The 24,453-nt window shown below is 68.9% G+C and carries 29 protein-coding genes; 23 read left to right on the top strand and 6 right to left on the bottom strand.

Annotation, left to right across the window (positions count from 1 at the left end):
* Positions 1 to 32 precede the first annotated feature (32 nt).
* On the bottom strand, positions 33 to 980 hold the full coding sequence (locus tag AB0J16_RS21345) for a LysR family transcriptional regulator (RefSeq protein WP_358541889.1): 948 nt from the start codon (positions 978 to 980) through the stop codon (positions 33 to 35).
* A gap of 332 nt (positions 981 to 1,312) precedes the next feature.
* On the opposite strand from AB0J16_RS21345, the gene AB0J16_RS21340 reads away from it, so the two are divergent.
* The 5 genes from AB0J16_RS21340 to AB0J16_RS21320 all read left to right on the top strand — a co-directional run bounded on the left by AB0J16_RS21340 (position 1,313) and on the right by AB0J16_RS21320 (position 6,585).
* Positions 1,313 to 2,500: an MFS transporter gene (locus AB0J16_RS21340; protein WP_358541887.1), complete on the top strand. Its 1,188-nt coding sequence runs from the start codon at positions 1,313 to 1,315 to the stop codon at positions 2,498 to 2,500.
* Positions 2,501 to 2,545: 45 nt separating this feature from the next.
* Positions 2,546 to 3,343, top strand: a complete 798-nt coding sequence (locus AB0J16_RS21335) for a metalloregulator ArsR/SmtB family transcription factor (protein ID WP_358541885.1) — start codon at positions 2,546 to 2,548, stop codon at positions 3,341 to 3,343.
* Positions 3,344 to 3,452: 109 nt separating this feature from the next.
* Entirely contained in the window at positions 3,453 to 4,622 is a 1,170-nt protein-coding gene (locus AB0J16_RS21330) for an MFS transporter (protein WP_358541882.1), read from the top strand.
* A gap of 81 nt (positions 4,623 to 4,703) precedes the next feature.
* A complete protein-coding gene (locus tag AB0J16_RS21325) occupies positions 4,704 to 5,819 on the top strand; it encodes an NAD(P)/FAD-dependent oxidoreductase (protein ID WP_358541880.1) in 1,116 nt (371 codons plus the stop codon).
* A 34-nt stretch (positions 5,820 to 5,853) separates the two neighbouring features.
* Complete coding sequence (locus AB0J16_RS21320) at positions 5,854 to 6,585, top strand: hypothetical protein (RefSeq protein ID WP_358541878.1); 732 nt, start codon at positions 5,854 to 5,856, stop codon at positions 6,583 to 6,585.
* A gap of 26 nt (positions 6,586 to 6,611) precedes the next feature.
* Here the strand turns inward: AB0J16_RS21320 and AB0J16_RS21315 are convergent, their stop codons facing one another.
* A complete protein-coding gene (locus AB0J16_RS21315) occupies positions 6,612 to 7,469 on the bottom strand; it encodes a polysaccharide deacetylase family protein (RefSeq protein WP_358541876.1) in 858 nt (285 codons plus the stop codon).
* A 175-nt stretch (positions 7,470 to 7,644) separates the two neighbouring features.
* Here AB0J16_RS21315 and AB0J16_RS21310 point away from each other — a divergent pair, with 175 nt between their 5' ends.
* Positions 7,645 to 8,670 (top strand): helix-turn-helix domain-containing protein, encoded by a 1,026-nt coding sequence (locus AB0J16_RS21310; RefSeq protein WP_358541873.1) that lies wholly within the window; start codon positions 7,645 to 7,647, stop codon positions 8,668 to 8,670.
* A gap of 81 nt (positions 8,671 to 8,751) precedes the next feature.
* Positions 8,752 to 9,042: a hypothetical protein gene (locus tag AB0J16_RS21305; protein ID WP_358541871.1), complete on the top strand. Its 291-nt coding sequence runs from the start codon at positions 8,752 to 8,754 to the stop codon at positions 9,040 to 9,042.
* A 274-nt stretch (positions 9,043 to 9,316) separates the two neighbouring features.
* On the opposite strand, the gene AB0J16_RS21300 is transcribed toward AB0J16_RS21305, so the two are convergent.
* Both AB0J16_RS21300 and AB0J16_RS21295 read right to left on the bottom strand, forming a co-directional pair.
* Positions 9,317 to 9,658, bottom strand: coding sequence for an NUDIX domain-containing protein (locus AB0J16_RS21300; protein WP_358541869.1), 342 nt, complete (start codon positions 9,656 to 9,658; stop codon positions 9,317 to 9,319).
* 70 nt (positions 9,659 to 9,728) lie between these two features.
* Complete coding sequence (locus AB0J16_RS21295; protein WP_358541866.1) at positions 9,729 to 11,285, bottom strand: serine/threonine-protein kinase; 1,557 nt, start codon at positions 11,283 to 11,285, stop codon at positions 9,729 to 9,731.
* Positions 11,286 to 11,436: 151 nt separating this feature from the next.
* Here AB0J16_RS21295 and AB0J16_RS21290 point away from each other — a divergent pair, with 151 nt between their 5' ends.
* Together AB0J16_RS21290 and AB0J16_RS21285 are read left to right on the top strand one after the other, a co-directional pair.
* Positions 11,437 to 12,699 carry an SMI1/KNR4 family protein gene (locus tag AB0J16_RS21290; RefSeq protein ID WP_358541864.1) on the top strand — a complete coding sequence of 421 codons (1,263 nt, stop codon included), beginning with the start codon at positions 11,437 to 11,439 and terminating at the stop codon, positions 12,697 to 12,699.
* A 67-nt stretch (positions 12,700 to 12,766) separates the two neighbouring features.
* Positions 12,767 to 13,159 (top strand): hypothetical protein, encoded by a 393-nt coding sequence (locus tag AB0J16_RS21285; protein ID WP_358541861.1) that lies wholly within the window; start codon positions 12,767 to 12,769, stop codon positions 13,157 to 13,159.
* Here the strand turns inward: AB0J16_RS21285 and AB0J16_RS21280 are convergent.
* A complete protein-coding gene (locus tag AB0J16_RS21280) occupies positions 13,125 to 13,988 on the bottom strand; it encodes a hypothetical protein (protein ID WP_358541859.1) in 864 nt (287 codons plus the stop codon). The two genes, AB0J16_RS21285 and AB0J16_RS21280, sit on opposite strands and share 35 nt — an antisense overlap.
* A gap of 173 nt (positions 13,989 to 14,161) precedes the next feature.
* Between AB0J16_RS21280 and AB0J16_RS21275 the strand changes: the two genes are divergently transcribed.
* The 14 genes from AB0J16_RS21275 (at position 14,162) to AB0J16_RS21210 (ending at position 23,532) form a co-directional block, all read left to right on the top strand.
* On the top strand, positions 14,162 to 15,001 hold the full coding sequence (locus AB0J16_RS21275) for an NAD(P)H-binding protein (protein WP_358541856.1): 840 nt from the start codon (positions 14,162 to 14,164) through the stop codon (positions 14,999 to 15,001).
* Between the two features lie 151 nt (positions 15,002 to 15,152).
* Positions 15,153 to 15,761, top strand: coding sequence for a dihydrofolate reductase family protein (locus AB0J16_RS21270; protein ID WP_358541853.1), 609 nt, complete (start codon positions 15,153 to 15,155; stop codon positions 15,759 to 15,761).
* Between the two features lie 170 nt (positions 15,762 to 15,931).
* Positions 15,932 to 17,305 carry a cytochrome gene (locus tag AB0J16_RS21265; protein WP_358541850.1) on the top strand — a complete coding sequence of 458 codons (1,374 nt, stop codon included), beginning with the start codon at positions 15,932 to 15,934 and terminating at the stop codon, positions 17,303 to 17,305.
* A gap of 60 nt (positions 17,306 to 17,365) precedes the next feature.
* Complete coding sequence (locus AB0J16_RS21260) at positions 17,366 to 17,881, top strand: hypothetical protein (RefSeq protein WP_358541847.1); 516 nt, start codon at positions 17,366 to 17,368, stop codon at positions 17,879 to 17,881.
* A 215-nt stretch (positions 17,882 to 18,096) separates the two neighbouring features.
* Complete coding sequence (locus AB0J16_RS21255) at positions 18,097 to 18,576, top strand: hypothetical protein (RefSeq protein ID WP_358541844.1); 480 nt, start codon at positions 18,097 to 18,099, stop codon at positions 18,574 to 18,576.
* Between the two features lie 173 nt (positions 18,577 to 18,749).
* Entirely contained in the window at positions 18,750 to 19,817 is a 1,068-nt protein-coding gene (locus AB0J16_RS21250) for an SRPBCC family protein (protein ID WP_358541841.1), read from the top strand.
* Positions 19,818 to 19,948: 131 nt separating this feature from the next.
* Complete coding sequence (gene gvpJ, locus AB0J16_RS21245) at positions 19,949 to 20,344, top strand: gas vesicle protein GvpJ (RefSeq protein WP_358541839.1); 396 nt, start codon at positions 19,949 to 19,951, stop codon at positions 20,342 to 20,344.
* A gap of 1 nt (position 20,345) precedes the next feature.
* Positions 20,346 to 21,146: a GvpL/GvpF family gas vesicle protein gene (locus tag AB0J16_RS21240; protein WP_358541836.1), complete on the top strand. Its 801-nt coding sequence runs from the start codon at positions 20,346 to 20,348 to the stop codon at positions 21,144 to 21,146.
* Positions 21,147 to 21,152: 6 nt separating this feature from the next.
* Positions 21,153 to 21,425, top strand: coding sequence for a gas vesicle protein GvpG (locus AB0J16_RS21235; RefSeq protein WP_358541833.1), 273 nt, complete (start codon positions 21,153 to 21,155; stop codon positions 21,423 to 21,425).
* 4 nt (positions 21,426 to 21,429) lie between these two features.
* Positions 21,430 to 21,819, top strand: a complete 390-nt coding sequence (gene gvpO, locus AB0J16_RS21230; protein WP_358541830.1) for a gas vesicle protein GvpO — start codon at positions 21,430 to 21,432, stop codon at positions 21,817 to 21,819.
* A 17-nt stretch (positions 21,820 to 21,836) separates the two neighbouring features.
* Positions 21,837 to 22,214 (top strand): gas vesicle protein GvpJ, encoded by a 378-nt coding sequence (gene gvpJ, locus AB0J16_RS21225; protein WP_358542275.1) that lies wholly within the window; start codon positions 21,837 to 21,839, stop codon positions 22,212 to 22,214.
* On the top strand, positions 22,211 to 23,020 hold the full coding sequence (locus AB0J16_RS21220; protein WP_358541828.1) for a GvpL/GvpF family gas vesicle protein: 810 nt from the start codon (positions 22,211 to 22,213) through the stop codon (positions 23,018 to 23,020). Before gvpJ (AB0J16_RS21225) ends, AB0J16_RS21220 begins: the two co-directional genes overlap by 4 nt.
* The gene (locus tag AB0J16_RS21215) at positions 23,010 to 23,219 is read left to right on the top strand and encodes a gas vesicle protein (RefSeq protein ID WP_225296244.1); all 210 of its coding nucleotides are present in this window, start codon (positions 23,010 to 23,012) and stop codon (positions 23,217 to 23,219) included. Before AB0J16_RS21220 ends, AB0J16_RS21215 begins: the two co-directional genes overlap by 11 nt.
* Complete coding sequence (locus AB0J16_RS21210; RefSeq protein WP_358541825.1) at positions 23,209 to 23,532, top strand: gas vesicle protein K; 324 nt, start codon at positions 23,209 to 23,211, stop codon at positions 23,530 to 23,532. Before AB0J16_RS21215 ends, AB0J16_RS21210 begins: the two co-directional genes overlap by 11 nt.
* Here the strand turns inward: AB0J16_RS21210 and AB0J16_RS21205 are convergent.
* Complete coding sequence (locus AB0J16_RS21205) at positions 23,529 to 24,422, bottom strand: aminoglycoside phosphotransferase family protein (RefSeq protein ID WP_358541823.1); 894 nt, start codon at positions 24,420 to 24,422, stop codon at positions 23,529 to 23,531. The genes AB0J16_RS21210 and AB0J16_RS21205 overlap by 4 nt on opposite strands.
* Positions 24,423 to 24,453 lie beyond the last annotated feature (31 nt).

Genomic DNA, 24,453 nt, shown 5'->3' with positions numbered 1-24,453 from the left:
GCCGACCAGCTCGTGCCGGACAGCTCCTGTGATCAGGTGGCCACCCGCTGCGGCACCTCCGTCTCCGCGCGAGCGGTTTCCGCGACCGCCGTGGCCGTACGGACGAAGGCGGCGACGGCCGCCGAGCGTGTCTCCTGTGGCCAGGCGACGGACAGCGTGACCGGCTCAAGGTCGGCGACGGCGCGGTAGGCGATCTCGGGCCGCGGGTAGCGTCGTGCGATCGAGGCCGGGAGGAACCAGACGATGCTCCCCAGCTCGACCAGCTTGAAGATCTGCGTCATGTCCATGGCGCTGTGCTGGGACGCGGTCACGAGCCCGTGGTGCGGGAGCTCACCGTCGCGCCGGGCGGTAGTCGCGTACGGAGGCGGGAACTCGCCCTGGTCGGCGCGGCCTCCGCCGGGGAGTCTGCGGCCGGCGAAGTCGGCCAGCCGCAGGTGTGACCGGGCGGCCAGCGGGTCGGCCGCCGCCAGGGCGGCCAGGCGGGGCTCGGTCAGCAGCGGCTGGTGGTCCAGGCCGCGGTCGTCGAAGGTGCCGGTCACCAGCGCGACGTCGGCCCGGCCGTCGCGCAGTGCCGGGGCCTGTTCTCCCCGTCCACCGAGCACCAGCTCCACCGCGAGTGCCGCCTCCTCGCCCTGGTAGGCGGAGAGGATACGGGGCAGCAGCCCGGCGTCATGGTCGGCCTTGAGCGCGAGTCGCAGCCGCGGCTCGGAGCGGCCCGCTTGCCGGGCGCGCTGAGCGGCCGCGGTGATCGCGTCGAGGGCGGTCCGCGCGTCCCGCAAGAAGACCTCTCCCGCCGTGGTGAGTGCGACGTGGCGGGTGGTCCGCTCAAGCAGCCGCACGCCCAGTTGGCGCTCCAGTGTCTGGATCGCGCGGGACAGCGGCGGCTGCGCCATGCCCAACCGCTCGGCCGCCCGCCCGAAGTGCAACTCCTCCGCGACCGCCACGAAGTACCGGAGCTGCCGTACCTCCAGATCATTCATATCCGCAGGGTATCAATGGTGATCCAATCGGTCCTTCAGGTACGCCGCCGGGCCCGGTTGACTGAGCCGTGCGGTCCGGCCGACGGGCTGTGTCGCCCGCCGACGGAATGCGTCGCCCGCCGACGGGCTGTGCCGCCCGGTCGACCGGCCAGGCCAGCACGCACCGCTCTCGTCGCATCGGCACATTTCCTGCCCCGAAGCAATCTGTCATGGAGATTCATGATCGTCATTACGGCTTCCGCCTGCCCGCTAGGCCGGCGGATCCTCGACTACGTCCTTGACGACCCGGCACCGGTCCGGAACGCCGCGCGCGCCGAGCCGGCTGGGGAAGCATGAGAAGGCTCACCGGGGGATGGCAAGGGTACGCGGCGATCCTGGCGTTCGGGACCTTCGCCGTGGGCACGGACGCCTTCGTCATCGCCGGCATCCTCCCCGGGATCGCCCGGTCGCTGGACGTCGGCGTGGCCGCGGCCGGCCAGCTCGTCACGGTCTTCTCCATCGCCTACGCCGCGCTGGCCCCGGTGCTGGCCACGCTGACCGCGGGCTGGTCGCGGCGCGTGGTGCTGCCCGCCGGGCTGGTGCTGTTCGCCGTGGGCAACGTGATCACCGCGCTGGCGCCTTCGTACGGCCTGGTGCTGGTGGCGCGGGTGGTCGCCGCGGGCGGCGCGTCGCTCTACGCGGCGACCGCCAGCGCGACCGCGGCGGCGCTCGCCGGGGAGGAGCGCCGCGGCCGGGCCATCGCGATCGTCATGCTCGGACTCACGTCGTCCCTGGCACTCGGCGCTCCGCTGGGCACCGCGGTGGGCGCGGCGCTCGGCTGGCGGGCCACGATGTGGCTGGTCACGGCGTTGGCCGCGGTCGTGGTCCTGGTCATCGCCGGCCGCCTGCCCGACGTCGGCCATGGCCCGGCCGGCGGGCTGCGGCAGCGGCTCGCCCCGCTCGCCGACCGGCGGGTGCTCGGCGTGCTCGTCACCACGGTCGTGGCTTTCACCGGGATCTATGTCCCCTACACGTACCTCAGCGCCGTGTACGAGCCGGCCACCGGTGGTCAGGGTGGCCGATTGGCCGTGTTGCTGCTGGTGTTCGGGGTGGGCGGCACGGTGGGGAACCTGGTGGCCGGGCACTTCACCGACCGTCGCGGGCCCCGCCGCGTCGTGATCGCCGGCACGCTGCTCCTCGCCGCCGTCTTCCTCTTGGTGCCCGCGCTGCGCTTCTCGTACGCGATGGCGCTGCCGGCGGTCGCGGCCTGCGGCGTGTTCTCCTTCACCGTCACGACGCCGCAGCAGCACCTGATCATGGGGTACGCCCCGGCGGGCACGCAGCCGATGGTCGCCTCGCTGAATCAGTCCGCGCTGTATCTGGCGGTCTCGTTGTCCGGCGCGGCCGGCGGGATCGCGCTCGACGCCGCCGGAGCCGCGCTTCTCCCGCCCCTGGGGGCCGTGTTCGTCGTGGCCGCGGCCGGCCTCACCTGGTGGTACGGCCGAACGGACGCGCGTGGGCGGGCTCCGGCGGTGAGGTGAGAGCCGCCATTGACATTATGCAGGCAAATACCTGCATAATGGAGCGTGAGCCTCGAAGCGAGAGCGATGGATTCGGTCTTCAAAGCGCTGGCCGACCCCACCCGACGACTCCTGCTCGACCGTCTGCGCGAGCACAACGGTCAGACACTGAGCGAGCTGTGCGACCGCCTGAACATGGCGCGCCAGTCGGCGACCCAGCATCTCGACATCCTTGAGCGGGCCAACCTCGTCACCGTCGTACGACGCGGACGGGAGCGGCTGCACTACCTCAACCCGACGCCGATCCATGAGATCGAGGAGCGCTGGATCTCGGGCTTCGACAAGCCCCGCCTGCAAGCGATCAGTGCCATCAAGAACCAGGCAGAGGAGTACGCCATGACCGAAGTACCCACCTACGTCTATGTCACCTACATCCGCGCGAACGCCGAGCAGGTGTGGCAAGCCCTGACCGACGCGGACCTGACGGCGCGGTACTGGGGACACGCCAACGTTTCGGACTGGCAGCCGGGCTCGACCTGGGAGCACCGGCGCGCCGACGGATCAGGCGTCATCGACGTCGTCGGCCGAGTGATCAAGGCCGAACCCCCGACGCGCCTGGTCATCACCTTCGACGACGCCCCCGACACCGAAGCGCCGAGAGAGCCGTCGGTCGTCACCTTTCTCGTCGAACCCCACCAGGACATCGTCCGCCTCACCGTGACCCACGAGAACCTCCCCAACCAGGAGATGCTCACCGGCATCTCGGACGGGTGGCCGGCCGTGCTGGCGAACCTCAAGTCGCTGCTGGAGACCGGCGAGGTCCTCCCGCAGGCGCCATGGGAGATGAACAGCGCGCACGCCTGAGGCCGAAGCCGCAAAGGTGATGGTTGAGTCTGAAACGTGCCAGTGTCAGAGGCTTCATGACTGCTTGGGTGGGTGTCCCAGTCCACATGCACCTGCCTGAACGGGAACCATGTCAACCACCACCCTCGCCCCGCCCCGCCCACCCCTCATCAGCTGGCTCGCGGTCACCTCACTCATGCTGGGCATCTTCGCCATCGTCACCAGCGAAATCCTGCCCATCGGCCTGCTGACCGCCATCGGCGCCGACTTCGGCATCTCCGACGGCACCACGGGGCTGACCATGGCCCTGCCCGGCATCGTCGCCGCGGTCGCCGCACCCGCCGTCACGCTGACCACCGCGCGCCTGGACCGCCGGGTGATGCTGGGCGTCCTCATGGCGGTGCTCGCCGTGGCCGACGTGCTGGCCGCCGTGGCGACCTCCTACTGGGTGATGCTGATCTCCAGAGTGCTCGTCGGCCTCACCATCGGCGGCTTCTGGTCGATCGGGGCGGGGCTGGCCGGCCGTCTGGTGCCGCCGCACGCCGTCGGCACCGCCACCGCGGTGATCTTCTCCGCCGTGCCGCTGGGCTCCGTGCTCGGCGTACCGGCGGGAACCTTCATCGGCGGCCTCGCCGGCTGGCGAACCGCGTTCCTGGTCCTGGCCGCGCTGGCCATCGTGGTCCTCGCCGCCCTGGTGATGCTGCTGCCGCCGCTGCCCGCCCACCAGGTCACCAGCCCGCGCGTCCTGCTCGACCTGCTACGCGCCCGGGGCGCCGGCATCGCCCTGCTGGCCACCTTCCTTATCGTCTTGGCCCACTTCGGCACCTACACCTACGTCACGCCGTTCCTCCAGAACGTCACCGGCCTGTCTCCCGTGGCGGTCAGCGCCGTCCTGCTGGCGTACGGCATCGCCGGAATCGCCGGTAATTTCCTGGCCGGCAAGGCCACCGCCACACATCTGCGAGCCGCCTTCGTGACCTGCGGCTGCCTGATCGCGGCCACCACCCTGCTACTGCCCTCGGTCGGCGGCACGACCGTCGGCGCCGTGGTGCTGCTCGTGGTCTGGGGCCTGGCCTACGGAGGCGTGCCCGTCTGCTCGCAGGCCTCGTTCATCACCGCCGCCCCGCACACGCCCGAAGCCGCCACGGTCGTCTTCACCTCCTCTTTCCAGGCGACGTTCGCCCTCGGCGCGTTCGTCGGCGGGCGCGTCGTCGACGCCTTCTCGGTCTCCACCGTGATGATCTGCGGCGGGCTGGCCGCTCTCCTCATGGCGGTATCCCTATACGCCAAAACCCGCTGAGTGTGGCGGCCGCGTGGAGATACGGGGCAGGTAGCGTGCAAACGGGTGTATGGGTGAGGTGCCGCGCCTACCGTCGCAGGTATGCAGGCCGTCGATGTACTGGTCGTGGGTGCGGGTCTGGCCGGGCTGCGCACAGCCCGCTCGCTCGCGCGACGGGAACTGAAGGTGCTGGTGGTCGACCGCCGCAGGTCGCTGTCAGCGGGCATCCGTACGACGGGGATCTTCGTACGGCGCACCCTCGACGACTTCGACCTGCCGGACCATCTGCTCGGGCCCGGTATCCGGGATGTGCTGCTGTATCCGCCCTCGCGGCGGGCACCGATCCGGCTCACCAGTGACCGCGACGAGTACCGCGTGGCCGACATGGCGGCCGTCTACGAGCACGCGCGGCGCGCCGCTGAGTCGGCGGGAGCGCGGGTGCTGCTGGGCGTACGGTATGTCGGCGCAGCGAGGGGTTTGGTGCGGTTCGCAGATGCGGACCCGGTGACGGCCCGGTTCATCGTCGGCGCGGACGGCGCCCGCTCCCGGGTGGCCCGTGACCTCGGCCTCGATGTCAACCGGAGCTCCCTGCTCGGTGCCGAGATCGTGCACCCGATCGCGCCCGGCACGGCCACCCCGGCGTTCCACTGCGTGCTGGACCCCCGGGTCGCCCCGGGGTACCTGGGATGGGTCATCGACGATGGCCGGCACGCGCATGTCGGCGTCGCGGGATATCCGGCCGCGATGCGCACCGGCATCCGCCACCTGCTGGACGCTTTCGCCGCGAACGCGCCCGGCCGTGCGGCGCCGACCGGTCCGGTCGAGCGTCGAGGCGGTCCGATCCCGGTCGGTGGTGTGCTGCGACGGCTGGCGTGCCCCGCCGGGCTGCTCGTCGGCGACGCGGCGGGCGCGGTGTCGCCGCTGACGGCCGGCGGGTTGGACCCCTGTTTACGCATGTCCGAATGGGCCGCGGCGGTCGCCGCCGGGTACCTGCGTACCGGCGATCAAAGCGTCTTGAGCCAGTACGACGGGGGCGTGTTGCGGGCCCGGTTCCGAGGTCGCCTGTTGCTGCGCCGTGTGTTCGCCGGTATCCGATCTCCGGCCGCGGCAGAGGCGGTGGTGACGTTGCTGCGTGGTCGCGCCGGTCGGGCTTTGGCGGCGCGCGTTCTGTTCGGAGACGGTTCGTTTCCCGCTGCGCCGACCGTGCCCCGTTTGTGATCCGCCTCCGGCATCATCGCTGACCATGAAGAAGATGATCACTGCATTGGCGGCCGGCGCCGCCCTATCAGCCGCCTTATCGGCGGTTGCCATCCCCGCTCAGGCGGCGACCAAGGACCCCGTCAGCGCGCTGAAGGCCCAGCTCGTACCCGGGCACGGCGTGCGCTTCACCGAAACCGTCGCCTGGTCGAACGGCACAGAGGAGAGCGAGGTCCAGGACCGCAAGGGCGTCTTCCAGTTCGACAAGAAGGGCGTCGCCGCGTTCGACATCAACATCCACTGGGACGACGACACCTACGGACGGCAAAGGGCCGTCGGCATCGGCAATATCACGTACCACACCGGCGGTGTCATGCCCATGGTGCTCCCGGAGGGCAAGACCTGGTACAAGGTCAAGAGATACGGCGTGCCCGACTCCTACGGCCAGATTGTCAACCCGGCCGAGCCCAAGACCTTGGCCGCGCTGATCAAGCACGGCAAGTCGACGAAGAACTCCATCACCGGCACGATCACCTTCAAGGACCTCAAGCAGGTCTCGGCCTGGTGGGCGGGCGCGAAGGCGGACAACTCGTTCGACAGCACGAAGGTCGACTACACCCTCACGCTCACCTCGGGGGGTCTGGTGAGCAGGGTGCAGAGCAAGTTCACGGCTACGGAGACCGGGCGACAGGCCATGATCGCCGTGGACAGCCGCTACAGCGGATGGGGTGCGAAGGTGTCGGTCAAGGCGCCGGATCCCGCCAAGGTGACCACCGACTTCCGCTGACCCCCCGCTCCCTCTCAACCTCGGACTCAGCGTCCTGGGAACCCGGTGTAGTGCTCGGCGATCTCGTCGCTGGTCGTCAGCCATACGTCGGGGCGGCTGGCGACGTACTCGAGCGCCTGGTCGAGGTACTTCGCCCGGAACGCCTGGCCGATGACGAACGGGTGCAGCGCCAGCGCCATGACGCGCCCGCTCTCCGCGGATTCGGCACAGAGCTGGTCGACCTGGTCCTTGACCATCTGCACGAAGTCGCCGCCGCTCCTGCCGTGCATGGTGAAGATGCCCAGGTCGTTGAGTTCGAGTGAGTACGGCACGCTCAGCATTCCCGGGACGTTCAGCCGGTACGGCTGGTCGTCGTTGGTCCAGTCCAGCACGTAGCTCAGGCCGAGTTCGGCGAGCAGGGACGGCGTCTGGAACGTCTCGGTGAGCGCGGGACCCAGCCAGCCGCGCGGCCGCCGCCCCGTGGCCTTCTCGATGGTGTCGACGACCTCGGTCAGGTAGGCGCGCTCGTCGTCGACGTCGGCCTGGAGGGTGGAGTTGTTCTTGCCGTGGGCGAGCCACGCCCAGCCGCGGGCGTTGCCCGCCTCGACGATCTGGGGGTACCGCTCGCACACGTCGGCGTTGAGCAGCACGCTCGCTCGGATGCCGTGCCGGTCGAGTACCTCCATGACGCGCCAGATCGCCACCCGCGGTCCGTAGTCGCGCCAGCCGTAGTTGAGCGGATCCGGTACGAGAGTCGCGGTCGCCTCGTTGATGCTGGTGGAGGGGCGGTCGATCACGAAGTGCTCGACGTTCAGGCCCACGTAGAAGGCGACGCGGGCACCGCCCGGCCAGCGGATCGGTTCGCGGTCGACGATCGGGCTGTAGTCGAACAGGGTGTTCTGCATTGCGTTCCTCCCAGGGGGCTTCCTGTCCACGAAGGTAGAAGCCGGAGCCGCGGGTCAGGAGGGCTGGAGGCGTCACGAGGAGGGCCGAAGGCGCCATCTCCGTTGCGACATATCCCGCTTTTCGGTTATGTCATACCAAGGGTGTCGGCACCGTCCCTGGGAGATGGATCACGCGATGCACGACGACAGCGCGGTGAAGGGCACCGTCTCGCCCCACCTGGCCCGCCTGCTGGTCCGTGCGGGCATCGCGACGGGCCTGGATCGGTCGCGCCTGGTCGGCGTACCCGGCCTGGCCGTACTGGATGAGGATGGGATCCGCATCCCCACCGCCACCATCCTGCGGATCTGGGAACTGGTCTCCGGCCCGGTGTGGGAGGCGGGCGGCAGCGACAAGGTCATGGAGCTGTGGCGACCGGGCGCGCTGGGTGTGTGGGATTACCTGTTCTCGGTGTCGAGCTCCCTCGGCGACGCGTTTCGCCTGGCCGGCCGTCGCTTCACTGCCATCGCCGACCCGGCCGACCGGCTCACGGTCACCCACCACGAGGGCGGGATGACCGTCGCTTGGGAGGGTCCTTACCGCGACTACCCCGAATACGCGATGATCGCGGAGTTCGTGCCGTACATGCTGCTCATGCTGGCCGGCTCGGGGGCCGGTCGGCGGCTCACACCGGCGTGGGTGGGGCTGCCGCGCCGCCCGGCGACCGCCCCCGAACGCCTGGTCGCGCTGTACGACACCAGGCATGTCGAGTACGAGGCCGCCCACCCGTCGATCACGTTCGCCGAGGCCGACATCGACACGCCCCTGCCACGCGCCGACCCCGCGCTCGCCGCGATCCTGGACAACCACGCGCAACTGTCCACCGCGGCCGCCCGTCCGGTGCGGGGCTGGCTCGACCGCTTCCACACCGCGCTCGAGTCCGCGGTCGCCGACGGCCCGCCGGGCCTTGACCAGGTGGCCCGGCGACTGGCCATGAGCCCCCGTACGCTCCAGCGCCGCCTGCGCGACGAGGGCAGCAGCTGGCGAGAGGAGTTGGAACAGCTGCGCCAGCGACGGGTGGACCGCCTGCTGCGGGAAACCACGCTCAGCGTGGAGTCCATCGCCGCACGGGTCGGCTTCACCGACCCCCGGGCCCTGCGGCGAGCCATCCGCCGCTGGTACGGCCACGGGCCGGCCGCCATCCGCGCGAGCGGCCCAACATAAGTCCATAAGAAGATAGTACGCTACAAAACAATCTGCTATCTTCCTATCTGTCACCACGGCTCCACCGATAGGGAGATGTCCATGTCCACGCGCGCACTCATCGTCGAACCGTCCGCTTCTTCAGGCGTCGGATTCGGGGAGATCGCCGACCCGATCGCCCGTCCCGGACAGGTGCTCGTCGAGGTGCTGCACGTCTCGCTCAACTACGCGGACCTCAACAACGCCCAGTCTGGACACGTCGCGGCAGGGGCACCGCTGGGCCTCGACGCGGCCGGGATCGTCCTGCCGCGCGCGCCGGGGCGCACGTCATCGCCTCCGTCGGATCCCTCGCGCGCGGCGACGGCCTCGCCGACGTGGGTGCCGATGAGGTGATCGTGGGGCTGGACGACGTCAAGGAGCCTGTCGACATCGTCGTGGAGACGGTCGGCGGACCGCACCTGGTCGCGGCCTGGGGACTCGCTTCGCCGAGGCGGCCGACGCGCTGCGCGGCCGGCGGGTGCCGGGGAAGGCGGTCTTCGGCCTCAGGCCCCAGGACGATCCTGCCTGCCGGTGATGAGGAAGACCGTCAGCGCGGCCAGGCAGAGAAAGGCGGCGACTGTCAGAAGCCGAGCGCACGCCGCTGCTGGAGCTGCTGGGGCGGGTTCGATCACGTCGTCAGGCGGTAGCCGGGAGACGTCAGCCGTCGACAAGGACCGGGTCGCGGGGCGGGCCGTCGGCGAGAAGGGCGGTCAGCAGGTGCGGTAGCCCGGCGGGTCGCAGGCGGTCGGCGGTTTCGGTCAGCTCTTGCGCTGTCCACCAGCGGTGGCCGGTGATGCTCGTCCTTGTACAGCTCGCGCAGTGCCGCGTCCTGATGCGTCTCGCCGGGTTGGAGTCCGCCGCCGGGGGTGTACCAGCGAACGGTGCCGTCGAGCCGGTTGCGGCTGGAGAACAGCAGGAGCCGATCGGCGGCGTCGATGAGCACGACGCGGGTGCTGGGACGCGCGATCAAGCGGCCCACCCCATCCTCCGTACGAGCGCGGGATGCAACCTGATCTCCTTCGGGTCTCTGGCGGAGCCCGTCAGCCGAAGCCGTTGGGGCAGAGGAAGGCTCTGATGGCGTTTGGCGCGCTCTTAAGGAGTGCCGACTCGTTCTCCAGCGAGCAGAAGTCACTGCCGATCTCGGCGTTGACGAATCGGGTCGCGTTCCGCTTCGCGATCAGGTCGATGCCGCCGACGCTCGGGGAGTCGAGTTCGGCCGCCACCCAGTAGCCCACGCACCGCTTGCGGGCGACCCTGGCGTCCTGCGGCAGGCCGCCGTTCAGCGTGGCGGCCTGCCGCAGGATCGAGCTCGCGGACGCGCACGGGACGCCGGTGGCCGAGCGATGTGTGGTGGGGGACGCGCTCGCCTTCTCCGTTGTGGCGGGCGTTTCCTCGGGGGTCTCCGTCTCCTCAGGGGTCTCGCTCGTGCTGGTCGTCTCCTCGGGAGTCGGGGTCGGGGCCTCCGTCGTCTCCTCGGGGGTCGGGGTCGCGCTCGTGTCCGGCGTCAGGTTCTCCGCGGGTGTGGACGTGGGAGGGTCGCTCAGGCTCCGGAGTGCCGCCGGTATCCCCTCTGAGCCCACCCAGACCAGCGCGCCGATGGCCACGACCGTCGCCAGGGCGGCGGCGGCCGGCCACCACGGCACGCGATTGGCCGGCGGTGATACCGGCGGCGGCATGACGACCGTGCCCGACCTCGGTGGGGGTGGCGTGGGGGTCGTGCCCGACCTGGATGGGGGCGGCATGACGATCGTGCCCGCCGTGAGTGGGGTCGTGCCCGATTTGAGGGCGGTGAGCTGGGCGAGCAGCTCGGCCGCGGTGGGCCGGGCCGTCCTGCCCTTGGCGAGCGCGCTTCGTACCAGGTCGCGGACCTGCGTGGGCACCCCGGACAGGTCGGGATCGACGCTCATGACGCGGTAGGCGAGGACGTCGGGGGCTCCGGTGCCGAATGGCGGGCGCCCCGTCGAGGCGTACGCCATCAGCGCGCCCCAGGCGAAGACGTCGGCGGCGGCGTCCGCCTCGTCACCCCGGTACTGCTCCGGGCTGATCCAGCCGGGTGTACCGATCAGCGCGCCGGTGCCCGTGAGGCCGCTCTCGTCGAGGGCTCGGGCGATGCCGAAGTCGAGGACCTTCGCGCCGGAGTCGGAGAGGATCACGTTCCCGGGTTTGAGGTCGCGGTGCACGATGCCGGCATGGTGGATGTCGGTGAGCGCTTCGGCGATGTCCACGCCGAACGAGAGCAGCTCGTCCGGCGGCAGTGGCGCGTTCTCCTGCACGTACGTACTGATCGTCGGGCCGGGGACGAACTCGGTGGCCAGCCAGGGAGGCATCGCGGCGGTGTCGGAAGCCACCACCGAGACCGTGCAGCGCCCGCGTACCCGGGACAGGAGATCGACCTCGCGGACGAAGCGGGCAAGAAACTGCGGATCGGCGGCTAATCCCGGATGGATGACCTTGACCGCGACCCGGGCTCCGTCGTCCGCGACCCCCGCATAGACCACGCCCATGCCGCCGGCGCCCATCCGGCCCACGATCCGGTACGGACCGATCGCCTCGCGCTCGTCCTTCACCAGGGGGCCGAAGCCGCCGGGGTCACTCATCGAGGCTCCGCTCGCCGGATCATCGCAACGGCAATGATCCTAATGACAGGTGCCCGGGTGTGTGCGCTCGCCCTCGGAGCGTGATCGTCGGAGGGGCGACCGCGAGCGGAGTCGGCATCCGTCTAGATCAATTCCGGGTAATGTGCCGGACATGCGGCGATTGATCACATCCCGTGGGCTATGGCTCGCGCTTTTGGCGGCCGTGGCGGCAGCGGCGGTCGTGGTGATCGCGCGCTCTCGACGGGGCCCGGTCCAGCGGGAGGAGGTGGCTTCCGATTCCTTTTCGATTCCGACCCGGGGTTCGGTTCCGACCGGGGGTTCGGTTCCGACCGGGGGTTCGGTTCCGACCGGGGGTTCGGTTCCGACCGGGGGTTCGGTTCCGGCCCAGAGCGAGAAAGCGCAGTGGCCGCCGGCTCCGATCCTCGGCACTCCCACCGCTGCGGATCTCCAGCGCTATGGCGCCGAAAAGCCCTCCCTCTTCGACCGCCCCGAGTTCACCAGGTTCTTCGAACGCGGCGAGCCAAGGGAGCCGCTGGACGATGCCACCCGTCGCCGCCTGACTCGTTGGGCCGTCGCCGGATTCGCGATTCTCATGCTGGCTCTCGGTACTCAAGTCCTTGAATCCGCGGTCTTCTCCGAGCCCTCATCTGACGTGAGTTGGGGGCCATGCCTTGAGAGCACCTCGGACAGCGGTACGGCCTGCACGTTCGCCGGAAACGAGGAGGAGCACGGTCCGGACGCCGATTACGTGTCCCAGCAGTCGGCGGAGCGTGAGGAAACGCAGGTCCGTCCCGACGCGGACTGCCGGCCCGTGGGCGCCGAACCGCGCGTACGGAAAATCGACGCGAAGGTCAAGGGGGCAGTGGACCGGCAGTGGCAGCGCATCGAGGACTGGCTGAAGACCAACGCTCCCCGGAGTTATCGCACGCTCGGTAAGCCCGGAAACGCGAAAACCATCGCGGCCGCGGAGGCGTATATGGGAATGCGATTCCCCGACGCTCTGCGGGCCTCACTGCTGCGGCATGACGGAGCCGTCTACCTCAAGGACACTTGGCCCTTCGGCTTCCTGGGCAACTCGAACATGAGCGTCCGGGAAATGCGTGACACGTGGCGAGAGCTGTGCGACATCGACAGCGAGGAGGAAGGTGATGGGGAATTCTCCGATCCACGATCGGAATGGTGGGACGGGCGAATGATCCCTGTCGACGCCGACGGAGGGGGCGACCATCTGGTGGTCGACTCGGCGCGTAAGGACATCGGCGAAACCGATCACGAGGGTTCCATGAACTTCACGCCTGGAGGCGTCCGGATCCGCTCCTTCTACGCCCTGCTGAAGACCACCGCCGACGCCCTGGAGAAGGGCGGATCCATCGGCTACTGGAAGCCGAAGGTAGTCGACGGAGGGCTCAACTGAGACCTCCTCTGAGCGCCTGAGACGATCGATGCGCCCGGTGCGGGCGTGATCGGTAGAGTCGCGCACTATGGGTGTTCTCGTCGATTACTTCACCGTGGACTCCGAGCAGTCCGCCCGGCTGGCCCTGTCCGGTGGGCCGGCGGCGTTGAATCTGCCGTACGTCGACTGCAAAGGCTGGCTCGACGAGCTCGACACGCTGGCCGCCGAGCTGAGCGGACGTGACCTCAGCGAGTTCGGTGACAGCAAGGTCGTCATCGACGACGGTGAATCGGCGGGCGTCGAACTGGCGGCGCCCGAGACCACCGCCGCGCTCGCCGCAGTGGACGATGCGCGGCTGCGCGAGTACGCCGAGGCGGAACTGCTCGACGAGTTCGAGGTCGAACGCATCACCGGCCTGCGGGACCTGGCTCGCGAGGCGGTACGGCTCAACCAGGGGATGTACCGCTGGTCGTGCGTCTGAGCGCCTCGAACAGCTCCTCGCGGAGCGCGGGCGGCAGTTTCCGGCCCAGCTCCGAAGGGCTCACCAGCCGGTGGTCGTCGTTGTACTTGAGAGCCCTCTCCGCGAGGAACTCCAAGCTGAAGCGGGCCTTCTCCCGGTGACGTGGGTCCGGCCAGCGCTCCACCACAGGCAGTGCCGCCTCCACCCGCGCGCTGACCCGGTCGAGGAGCGCGTAGCCGGGCAGGCCGGGAAAACGCTGGGCCCGCAGGTCGATGTGTTGGAAGGCGACGCCGTCGAGCTCCGCGCCGGTGAAGTCGTTCCCGGTGAAGTCATTGCGGTCCCTGCCCAGTGCCGCCTGGTCGTGGGTCGGACGGCCCCAGAAGTTGACATCCCGCACGCGGCCGAGAAAGACGCAGTCGACGAATTCGGCTTCGGACGTGGACGTCTGGTCCCTCAGCCGGGACCCGTCGAACACGCACCTCTCGAACCGGACGTTGCCGAAGAAGGTGAGCGGCGCGAATCGGGTGCGGCGGAACACGCAGTCGCGGAAGACCGACTGCGGCCAACGGGTGCGGTTCCACGACCCGCGCACGGCGGTGGCCCCCATCGACAGTTGTTCGAAGGTGGTGCCGGAGAAGTCGCAGCTTTCGAACCGGCTGCCGTGGGCGCTGAAGGAGACGAAGCCAATCCCGGAGAAGTCCACGCCCACCAGCAGCGCCTTGTCGAAGGTCACACTGGACACTCCGGCAGGAAGGTTGAAACGCTGCGCACGTAGTGTTCCGCGGGCGAGCCACGCGGGCTGCCACTTGTCCGGGCTCGGCTGGAGGCTGAACCGCTCGGACGCGCTCATGTCGGCCGCCGGCGTTCTGGGAGCTCGTGATCACGCATGCGCGGAGTCTCGCAGCCCGATCCGACAAAACGGCCTGCGGAACCCGTACAAAGGGGTGACGCGGCCTGGCGCAAGCGACGCACCACCCATCCCCGAGTCGGAATATTTCCGCAAATGGCCCGGCTGACCGAGGCATGATTCTTGTGACCGGTGCCACCGGCAACGTCGGACGGCAGGTTATCGCCCAGCTTGTGTCCGCCGGCGCCCCTGTGCGGGCGCTGGTGAGAGGCGGTCAGCAGTCTCGGCTCCCTGAGGGGGTTGAGGTGGTCGAAGGTGATCTGTCCAGGCCGAGCACTCTGAAGGAGGCGCTGGCGGAGGTCGAGACGGTGTTCCTGATCTGGCCCTTCCTCACCACGGACGGTGCCTCCGCCGTACTCGACGTGGTCCAAGAGCGGGCCCGACGCGTCGTCTACCTCTCCTCGTCGGGGGTGAACGACGAGGCCGAGCGGCAGAGCGACCCGATCAACCAGCTCCACGCCGACATGGAGCGCCTGATCGAGGAGTCCGGTCCGCAGCGGACGATTCTGCGGGCGAACACCATCGCTTCCAACACTCGTGGGTGGGCCGAGCAGATCCGTGGCGCGGGTGTCGTGCGTGGTCCTGACATCGCCGCCACCGCGGTGATCGATCCGCGAGACATCGCCGCCGTGGCGGTACGTGTGCTGATCGAGGATGGGCACGCGGGTGCGACATACGTGCTGACCGGTCCACAGGTGGTGAGCAGGACCGAGCAGGTACACGCCATCGGGGAGGCGATCGGCCGCCCGTTGCGTTTCGAGAAGGTGCCCGTAGAGATCGCCCGGCAGCAGATGCTCGCGGACGGCAGGCCGCCGGCCCTGGTAGAGGCCCTGCTGGCCAGTGCCGAAACGCGGCCTCACTCAGCACTGATCACCTCCACCGTGGAAGAGGTCACCGGAACTCCGGCGCGTACATTCCGAGACTGGGCCTTCGACCACACCGACGACTTTCGCTGAGCGAGCGAGCGAGCGAGCCGGCGAGCGGGCTGGGCTGCCGTCCGACGGTAGGGAAGCCTTAAGGATTCCGTAAACGGGTCGCGCCACGCTGAAGGCAGGTGAAGACGGCGGGACCGGACGGACCCGCCCAGCCCTCAAAGGAGTGAGACAGATGGCGAGCAGGCTGGTCGTTTCGACGTTCGTGTCGTTGGACGGTGTCATGCAGGGCCCCGGCGGTGTCGGCGAGGACGATTCCCACGGCTTCCAGCACGGCGGATGGCTGCCCCCGCACGTGGACGAGGGGTTCGGCCGCATCATGAACGACCAGCTCGAGCGGGCGGACGGGATGCTGCTGGGCCGCAGGTCGTATGAGATCCTCGCCTCGTACTGGCCCAACGTGCCGGACGAGGAGGGCGGCGCCAAGATCAACAGCATGCCGAAATACGTCACCACCAGGACGCCGATGACCGCCGAGTGGCGCAACACCCAGGTCTTGGTGGGCGAGGCCGCCCAGACGGTCGCCGAGCTCAAGCGGCGCACCGACGGCGAGATCCTCGTGCAGGGCAGCAGCGACCTGATGCGTACGCTGCAGGAGGCCGAGCTGGTCGACGAGTATCGGCTGCTGATCTTCCCCGTCGTCCTCGGCCAGGGCAAGCGGCTCTTCGCCGAAGGCACCGCGCCGGCTGGGCTGAAGGTCACCGGGTCGACCACCACCGACGCCGGCGTCATCTACGTCACCTACGAGTGGGCGGGCAAGCCCTCCTACGGCTCTGTCGCATAGCAGAAGTCAGATCTCCCTCGTCACCTGCTGTGCTGTGATTTTTCCGGAAAGTGTCCCTTTCGCGCCCGCGTGGTGATGCAAAACCCCCAATTTGGTCTTCCACGTGGGCGCCGGGATGCGACCGCTCTCACAGAAGCAGTGGACCGAGAGAGAGGTCGTGCATCACCTTGATGCCTGGCGCGTGGACCCCATCGACCCCTGAACCACTGGCGTCGGTATCCGTAGAACCGCTGCTCACCAGGGACTACGACGCGGATCCCGCGCTCGTCCATGACCGCCTGCGCGCCAAGTACGGGCCGGTCGCGCCGGTGGACCTGCTCGGGGTGCCCGTGTGGCTGGTCCTCGGGTACGCCGAAGTGCTGCGGGTCATGAAGAACGAGGGCGACATCTGGAGCAAGCGCCTGGACAACTGGCGGGCGAGGGTGGAAGGCGCGTTGCCACCGGACTGGCCCGTGCTTCCCGCGTTCGAGCTCAACAGCGTGGCCTTCCAGGACGGGATGACGCTGCACCGGCTCCGCGACACGTGGACCTCGGCGCTCGCGCCCTTCCAGGACCGCGGTCACCCTCAGGCGCAACTGCTGGAAGATGCGATCAGGCGATATGCCGACGACCTCATCAGTTTGCTGGCCGAAGGCGAATCCCGTACCGGATGGGCGGATCTGTCCGCACAGTACGCACGACCGCTCCCGTTGATGGTCGCCAACCGGCTCTTCGGCTTCGAGACCGCGCGTGGCGATGACGTGGTCATGGACACCTGGCGGGTGCTGGACGCCGGTCCCGAGGCGGCCGCGGCCTCGCAGCGGTTGTTCGCCGCGATGATGGAGCTGTCCACCGCCAAGATGAGCCGCCCCGGGAACGACCTGCCTTCCTACATGCTCGCGGCCAATCCCGACTTCACCGTCGAAGGGCTGTCCCGGGAGCTCCTCATGCTGCCGGGGGTCGTCGGCGACATGACCGGGGGTCTGATCTGCAACACGATCCTCGAGGTGATGACCAATCCGGAGGTGCGGTCGGGCCTGTCCGCGGGGACGATCGAGGAGACCGTGAACCGGGTCGCGCTGGCCAACCCGCCGATGGCCAACCTCACGTTCCGCTTCCCGACGGCGGATGTGCGGCTGGGGCGCTTCGTCATCGCCGCGGGTGATCCCGTCATGTTGTCCGTCGCCGGCGCCCACAGCGATCCGTTGTTCGGCAGCGCGATCGACCGGGATGCCATCCGCAGCACCCGCGCCCACCTGGCATGGGGCGCGGGGCCGCACGCCTGCCTCGCTCGGCTGCTGGCCACCCGCATCACCACCATCGCCGTGGAGCGGCTTTTCGATCGCCTCGACAGGCTGCGGCTCGCGCTGCCCGCCGACCAGCTCCCGTGGCGTTCCTCCCCCTTCATGCGGGCGCTGCGGTCCCTGCCGGTCGAGTACGAACTCGCCCACGCCCCGGCGAACACCGAACCGGCAGCGTCGGCGGATACGGTCACCGTGGATGAGGAGCCGCCCCGCTCCGCGCTGTGGCGTTTCCTGCGCGGGCTGCGCGGATCACGGAAATAGTCCCCATTAGGGTAGGCGGCGCACTCCCGTAGTCGATCATGTGGCGTAGGAAGGCGACCCATGCCCCGGTGGCGTTACCTGCGATGGTGGCTGGCCGCACTGGCGGCCTGCGTCTTGAGCTTCCTGGTCCTGTGGCTGCCGATGCTCTTCAAGGCCGAGGCGGCGATCGGCTGCGTCGGCTATGGCCCTCTTCCGTTCGGCCTGGCGGAGGTGTGGTCCGAGCTCGAATGGATGTGGCTCCATCTCCGTGAGCCCGTGGCGTACTCGTTCGAGGGGGGTCTGGCCCTGAACGGTCTGCCGACGCTGAGCGTCTTGCTGGCGACCGCGGTCTCCGCCTGGGCGGGGCGGCGGCTCGGCGCGTTGGCGGGGGTGCTGGCCGCTCTGGTCGCGGCGGTGGTCGCGCTGGACTGGGCGTTCATGGCGATGTCGTACGTCATGATGCTCGGCTGCGCAGGCTCGGCGGGGGTGCTGCCGTGGTTGGTGTGGCGCCTGCTGCCGATGCTCGGGTACAGCAGCGCGACCGTCATGCTGGTCGCGGGCATGCGGGTCCGGCGGCGAGCGGAGCGGGTTCTCTAGCCGCACGGAAAGCGTGCAAATCGCTGTAAAAAGCGAATTATTGACCATATCTGTACGAAGTTCACATCGCGCTCCTTGCGCGGCCCCTGCGGGCCTCTGGCACCCGATTCGCCTCGCGTGTCCGTTTTCTCCGATCATGTGTTTGTTTGTCTTTTTTGTGGGGCAGGTGGAGACCGGTTGTTCCAGGCGAGTCGGGAGGGCAAGGAGCGCTGGTCATGAAAGACAAAGTTCAGATGGGGCTGGCCATCGCCGCGGGCTACTACCTCGGCCGACGCCACAAGCTGCGTTGGGCGACCACGTTGGCCGTGGCCGGGGTGCTCAGCCGGTTGCGCGGCCAGGGAGGCCTGCTGTCGCAGGGGATCAAGATGCTCGGTTCGTCGCCTGAGATGGACAAGCTCACCGGCCGCCTGCGTGGCGAGCTGATGGACGTCGGCAAGGCGGCAGCCGTGGCCATGACGAGCAGGCAGCTCGAATCGCTGACCTCGAGGCTGCACGAGCGGGCCGAGGGTCTGCGCCATCCGGGCACGCCTGAGGAAACGGCCGAAGACGAAGAGGACTACGAAGAGGGCTACGAGGAGGAAGAGGAAGAGGCGCCAGAGGAGGAACCGCCCAAGCCGGCACCACGGAGAAGGAAGCCCAAGGCCGAGCCCGCCCGCGCCGCGCGACCGGTCACGAGGACACGGAGGCGAGCTTGATGGCTCAGGTATCGAAGGCTCGGCCCATCAAGAAGGTCACTGAGGCCCTGCCGACAGACGTCAAGAAGGTCGCGGAGGCCCTGCCGACCGAGGCGCTCACCCAGGAGCTCAAAAACCTCGCACAGGCCTTCATCGAGCGAGCGCTGCAGTCCGTAAGTGACAAGGTCGAGGACATGGCGGGCCGGCTCGCCGATCCGGCGGCAGGCGGCGGAGTTTCCGGCCTGTTCAGCGCGCTCACCGGATCGGATGAATCTGGCGGCAAGTCCGTCAAAGGTTCGATGCTGGGTGGCGCGGCCAAGGGGGCACTCAAGGGCCTGTTCGGCGGCATGGGCAAGGGGACCAAGAAGCTACGGTTCGTCAACATCGCCGAAACGCTCGACATCGGCGCTCCCGTACGGGTCGTCTACAACCAGTGGACGCAGTTCCAGGACTTCCCGACCTTCATGAAGAAGGTGGAGCACGTAGAGAGCGAGAGCGACGAGAAGCTGTCGTGGAAGACACAGGTCTTCTTGTCCCATCGCAACTGGGAGTCGGACATCGTCGAGCAGGTGCCCGACGAACGGATCATCTGGCGATCCAAGGGACCCAAGGGCTACGTCGACGGCGCTGTGAGCTTCCACGCCATAACCCCCAACCTGACCCGGGTCCTGCTCGTACTCGAATATCACCCGCGCGGACTGGTGGAGCACGTCGGCAATGTCTGGCGTGCGCCGGGCAGGCGTGCACGGCTGGAGTTCAAGCACTTCAGGCGGCATGTCATGACGCAGACCATGCTGCATCCCGAGGAGATCGCCTCCGGCGGCTGGCGCGGTGTGATCCACGACGGTGAAGTCGTCAAGGACCACGAGACCGCGGTCCAGGAGGAGGAAGCCGCGCAGGAGGAGGAAGAGGAACGGCCGGAAGAGGAGCCGGAGGAAGAAGCGGAAGCGGGAGAAGCGGAAGCGGGAGAAGCGGAAGCGGGAGAAGCGGAAGCGGGAGAAGCGGAAGCGGGAGAAGAGGAAGCGGGAGAAGCGGAAGCGGGAGAAGAGGAAGAGGAACTGCCGGAGGACGAGTACGAGGAGGAGGAAGAGCCCGAGGAAGAAGAGGAAGAAGAGGAAGAAGAGGAGGAGCCGGAGGAAGAAGAAGAGGAAGAGGAGGAGGAGGAAGAAGAGCCGCCTCGCGCGGCCTCTCGGAGACGGGGGCGCGCCAAGGAGCCACCGGCGCGGCCGGTTCGGCGCAGAGCCGGTACCCGGACGACGTAACCCGGGACGGCGTCCGCGAAGACCGGCGGGGCAGCGTCGCCAGAGACCGGCGGGACAGCGTCCTCGAAGAGCGGCGGGGCAGCGTCCCCGAAGAGCGGCGGGCGGCGTCCGCCAAGACCGAGGGAGAAGTAATGACCGTGCAACCCGCGACAGGCGGAATAGCCGACCGTCCGTCTCCGTCGGGCCTGGCCGACGTCATCGACACGATCCTCGACAAAGGTCTGGTCATCGACGCCTACGTCCGGGTCTCACTCGTGGGCATCGAGCTGCTGACGATCGACGCGCGCATCGTCGTGGCCAGCGTGGACACCTACTTGCGCTACGCCGAGGCCGTGAACCGGCTGGACCTCGAGGAGTCCGGGGGAGAAGGGCTGCCCGAGATCATGCAGAACATGACGCAGGGCAAGGGCAAGAACGTCGCCCAAGGAGCCCTGGAAGCGGCAGGGGAGAAGCTGAGCGACTTCGTCGGCGAGCTCGGCGAGAAACAAGAGACGCGCAGCCGGCGGCAAGAGCGAGAGGAGCGGTGAAATGGCGCAATCCGCGAAGGCCGCCGGTCAGGATGTTCCCGAGCAGGTCACCAAGAAGACCGGCATCTACATCTACGGTCTCGTACCCGAGGACGTCGAGGTGTCCAGCGATGCGCAGGGCGTAGGGGACGAATCTGCGGAGATCAGGCTGATCCGGCACGGCGAGATCGCCGCTCTGGTGAGCGACGTCGCGCTCGACCGCCCGCTCGGCACCCCCGACGACCTGTTCCGGCATGGGGCCCTGCTCGATGCCACCGCCGCCGAGGTGCCCGTCATCCCGCTCCGCTTCGGCTCGGTGATGACGAACGAGGAATCCGTCGTCGAGGAGCTGCTGACGCCGCACCACGATGAGTTCCGCAGCGCGCTGGATGAGCTGGAGGGACGGGCCGAGTACGTCATCAAAGGACGCTACGTCGGCCAAACGCTGTTCCGTGAGGTGCTGAGCGAGGTCCCGGAGGCCGAGCAGTTGCGTGAGCAGATCCAGGGGCAACCGGAGGATCTGACGCGGAACGCGCGGATCCGGCTCGGAGAGCTGATCAACCAGTCGGTCGTGGCCAAACGCGAAGCCGACACGCAGTCGCTGACCGAGGAGGTGAGCCCGCTCGCCGCCCTCACCGTCATCCGGGAGCCCTCTCACGAACAGGACGCCGTTCACGTGGCCGTACTCATGGAGACGGACCGGCAGGAGGAGCTGGAGCGGGTGGTGAACGAGTTCGCCGATCGCTGGTCCGGCCGGGTTGAGATGCGCATATTGGGCCCGCTGGCACCGTACGACTTCATCACCGCGCGGACTCAGGAGTGATGACGGATGGGGCTGATCGGCCTGATCTTCGGCTGGCCGCTCGCGCCGGTCAAAGGGGTGATCCGGCTCGGCGAGCTGATACAGGAGCAGGTGGAGCGGCAGACGCATGACCCTGCGGTGGTCAGGCGCCGGCTGGAGGAGATCGAGCAGTCCAGGGCCGCCGGCCTGATCTCCGAGGAGGAAGAGGCGCTGGCGATGAAGCAGACGCTCGAATCGATGATCGGCGAGCCCGGCCAGGCTGTCGTGCCGACAGGTGAGGAAGAGGAAGAGGAGGGGTGATCGCATGCCTGTCAGGCGCAGTGTCCGCGAAGAGCGGCCGGCCGGCAGCCAGGCACCAAGGCGCTCAGGGGAGGAACCCGACGAGAGACGGACGGAACCACGTCAGAAACGCCGCCCACGCGGCCTGTCAGTGGCGGACGTCGGCGAAGCCGGTTTGGAGCACATCGCCGATCTGGTCGCGGGTGAGCCGGAAGGCATCACGATGGTGAAGCCGGTCGAGCGCGGCTGGGTGGTGAACGTGGAGGTCCTGGAAGACCACCGCATTCCCTCCTCCGGCGACATTCTCGCGCTCTACGAGGCCGAATTGGACCCGGAGGGAAATCTGCTGTCCTACCGGCGGATCCAGCGGTACCGGCGGGGCAGCGGCACCAACGCGGAGGGCGGTTCGCGATGACCGAGCCCGGCTCTGTGATGCGCCAGTCCAACGCCCCCGCCGGGCGGCTGTCCAACCACGAGCCGGCGAACCTCGGCGACATCCTGGAACGGGTACTCGACCGAGGCATCGTGATCGCGGGAGACATCCGCGTGAACCTCCTGGACATCGAGCTGCTGACCATCAAGCTCCGGCTGATCATCGCCTCGGTCGACACCGCCAGGGAGATGGGGATCGACTGGTGGGAGCACGACCCATGGCTCAGAGGGCAGGATCAGGAGCTGCGCGAGGAGAACCGCAGGCTCCGGCGACGGCTCGCCGCCGCGGAGGAGGGCGCCGCACTGCCGCGCGGACCGACCGCGGAGGTCGAGTACGTCGATGAGCGAGCAGCCGAAGTGGACGAGCATGATGAATGACGAGTGTGATGAATGACGCGGGCACTTACCTGTACGCGGTCACCCGCGACGAGGGTGTCACCCTTCCCGAAGACTTGAAGGGTGTGGCCGGCGAGGGGGTGCGCGCGATCACGCACGCCGGTCTCGTCGCGTACGTGAGCACGGTCCCGCTGGACCGGTTCGGCGAAGAGCCGCTGCGGCGGTCCATGGAAGACCTGGACTGGCTGGGCGAGACCGCTCGGGCGCACCATCGCGTGGTGGAGGCGGTGGCGCGGACGACGCCGACGGCCCCGGTCCGTCTGGTCACGGTCTACAGCGGCGAGGACCAGATCCGGGAGCTCCTGGACCGGCGGCATGACGATTTCGCCGAGACACTCGGGCGGATCGCCGACCGGCAGGAGTGGGGGGTGAAAGCGTACGTCGATCCGGCCGCGCCGCCGCCCGCCGAAACGGGGGCGGAGAGCGCGACCAGTCCGGGACTGGCGTACCTCAAGAAGCGGCAGGCGAGTCTGCGCAGCCGTGAGGAGACCTGGCGCCAGGCCGCCGCGCGTGGGGAGCACATCCATGACGTCCTCAAGTCCGTGGCGGTCGCCAGCCAGCGGCATCGCCCCCAGGACCCGCAGCTGTCCGGCCGCGCGGAGTGGATGATCCTCAACGGCGCCTACCTGGTCGATCTCGACCGCGGCGCGGAGTTCGCGCGGGTCGTCGACGGGCTGCGGGGCGAGGGAATCGACGTGGAGCTCACCGGTCCGTGGGCGCCGTACTCCTTCGCCGCCTTCGCCGAGACACCGGAGAGGCCGGGAGGGGGGACCGGCGATGACGCTTGATGAGCCCCGCGGCGCCGTGCTCGCCCGGGAGGACCGGCTGCCGCCCGAACGCGTGGCGCTGGTGGACCTTCTCGACCGGCTGCTGGCGGGCGGGGTCGTGGTGAGCGGGGACCTCGTCCTGTCCATCGCGGACATCGACCTGGTGCGCATCTCCGTACGCGCACTGATCATGTCGGTCCGGAGCACCGATGAGGAATGACCTGGAAAAGGCGTCATCGGTGCGGAAGGTGCCGTCGAGGCGGCTGCGTATCGAGACCGACGCCGAGGCGGTGGAGCGCGACCTGTCGCGTCTGGTGCTCACCCTGGTCGAGCTCGTACGTCAACTCGTGGAGCGTCAGTGTGTGCGCCGGATGGAGCAAGGGGACCTGTCGGACGAACAGATCGAGGCACTCGGCGTGACCTTGATGCGGCTGGAAGCGGCGATGACCGAAATGTGCGACAAATTCGGCCTGTCGCCCTCCGACCTCAACATCGACCTCGGACCGCTCGGAACGCTGCTTCCCCGGGACTAGCTGTCGGCGAGGACCTGCGCCAGCGCATGGGATGCCTGGCGGATCATGCCGGGATTGGTCTCCCAGTAGTACGGCAGCGCCATCACCGCCTGGGCGAGCGCCCAGCCGCGTCCGCGCACCCAGGAGGCGTCATCGACGCCGAGTTCGCGCCGGAATCGGCGTCGACTCTCACCGGCGAACACGTTCCACGCGGGCTGGAGGTCGCAGGCGGGGTCGCCCACGTTGAGGCCGCCGAAGTCGATGACCGCCGACAGACGGCCGTCGACGACGAGCAGGTTGCCCGGCAGCAGATCGCCGTGCAGCCAGACCTCCGGGCCGTCCCAGGCCGGGGCGTCGAGCGACTCCTGCCACGAGCGGAGCGTGGCGTCGCCGTCGATTCGGTCGCCGAGCTGGGCGATCGCCTGACGAACAGACGTGTCGCTCTCCGCGAGCGGTCCGCCTCGGCTGTGCGGGGAGCGCGGGGGCGCACCGGCCGTGGTGACCTGACGGAGCGCGGTCACGAACGCCGCGAGGTCGACGGCTGCCTGGTCCAGGTCGTCGATCGTGCCGTTGGCGTTCGCGCCGGGCAGCCACTCGTACACCGACCAGTCGTAGGGATAGCCCTCGGCCGGCCGCCCCATGGCCAGTTGCACCGGAAGCGCGAGGGGCAGGTGCGGCGCGAGCTTGGGCAGCCACTCCGCCTCCTTCGCCGCCTGCTTGGTGGCCCACCCGATGCGCGGAAGCCGAGCGACCAAGTGGTCACCGAGGCGGTAGATGTCGTGATCGGTTCCGTACGAGTCGACCGGCGCGATCGGCAGCTCGGCCCAGCGTGGGAACTGCCCGGCGAGCAGGTGGCGCACGAGGGCGACGTCGGTCTCGATCTCGTCGGCGTGCATTTTGGTCGCTCTCATCGCCGTCATTCTTGGTGAACCGCCTTGACCG

Origin of the sequence: Nonomuraea sp. NPDC049750 (assembly GCF_040659625.1) — a bacterium.
In the GTDB taxonomy this organism is placed as follows: Bacteria; Actinomycetota; Actinomycetes; order Streptosporangiales; family Streptosporangiaceae; genus Nonomuraea.
Note: the sequence above shows the minus strand (reverse complement) of the source record. Positions and strands in the feature narration are given on the sequence as shown.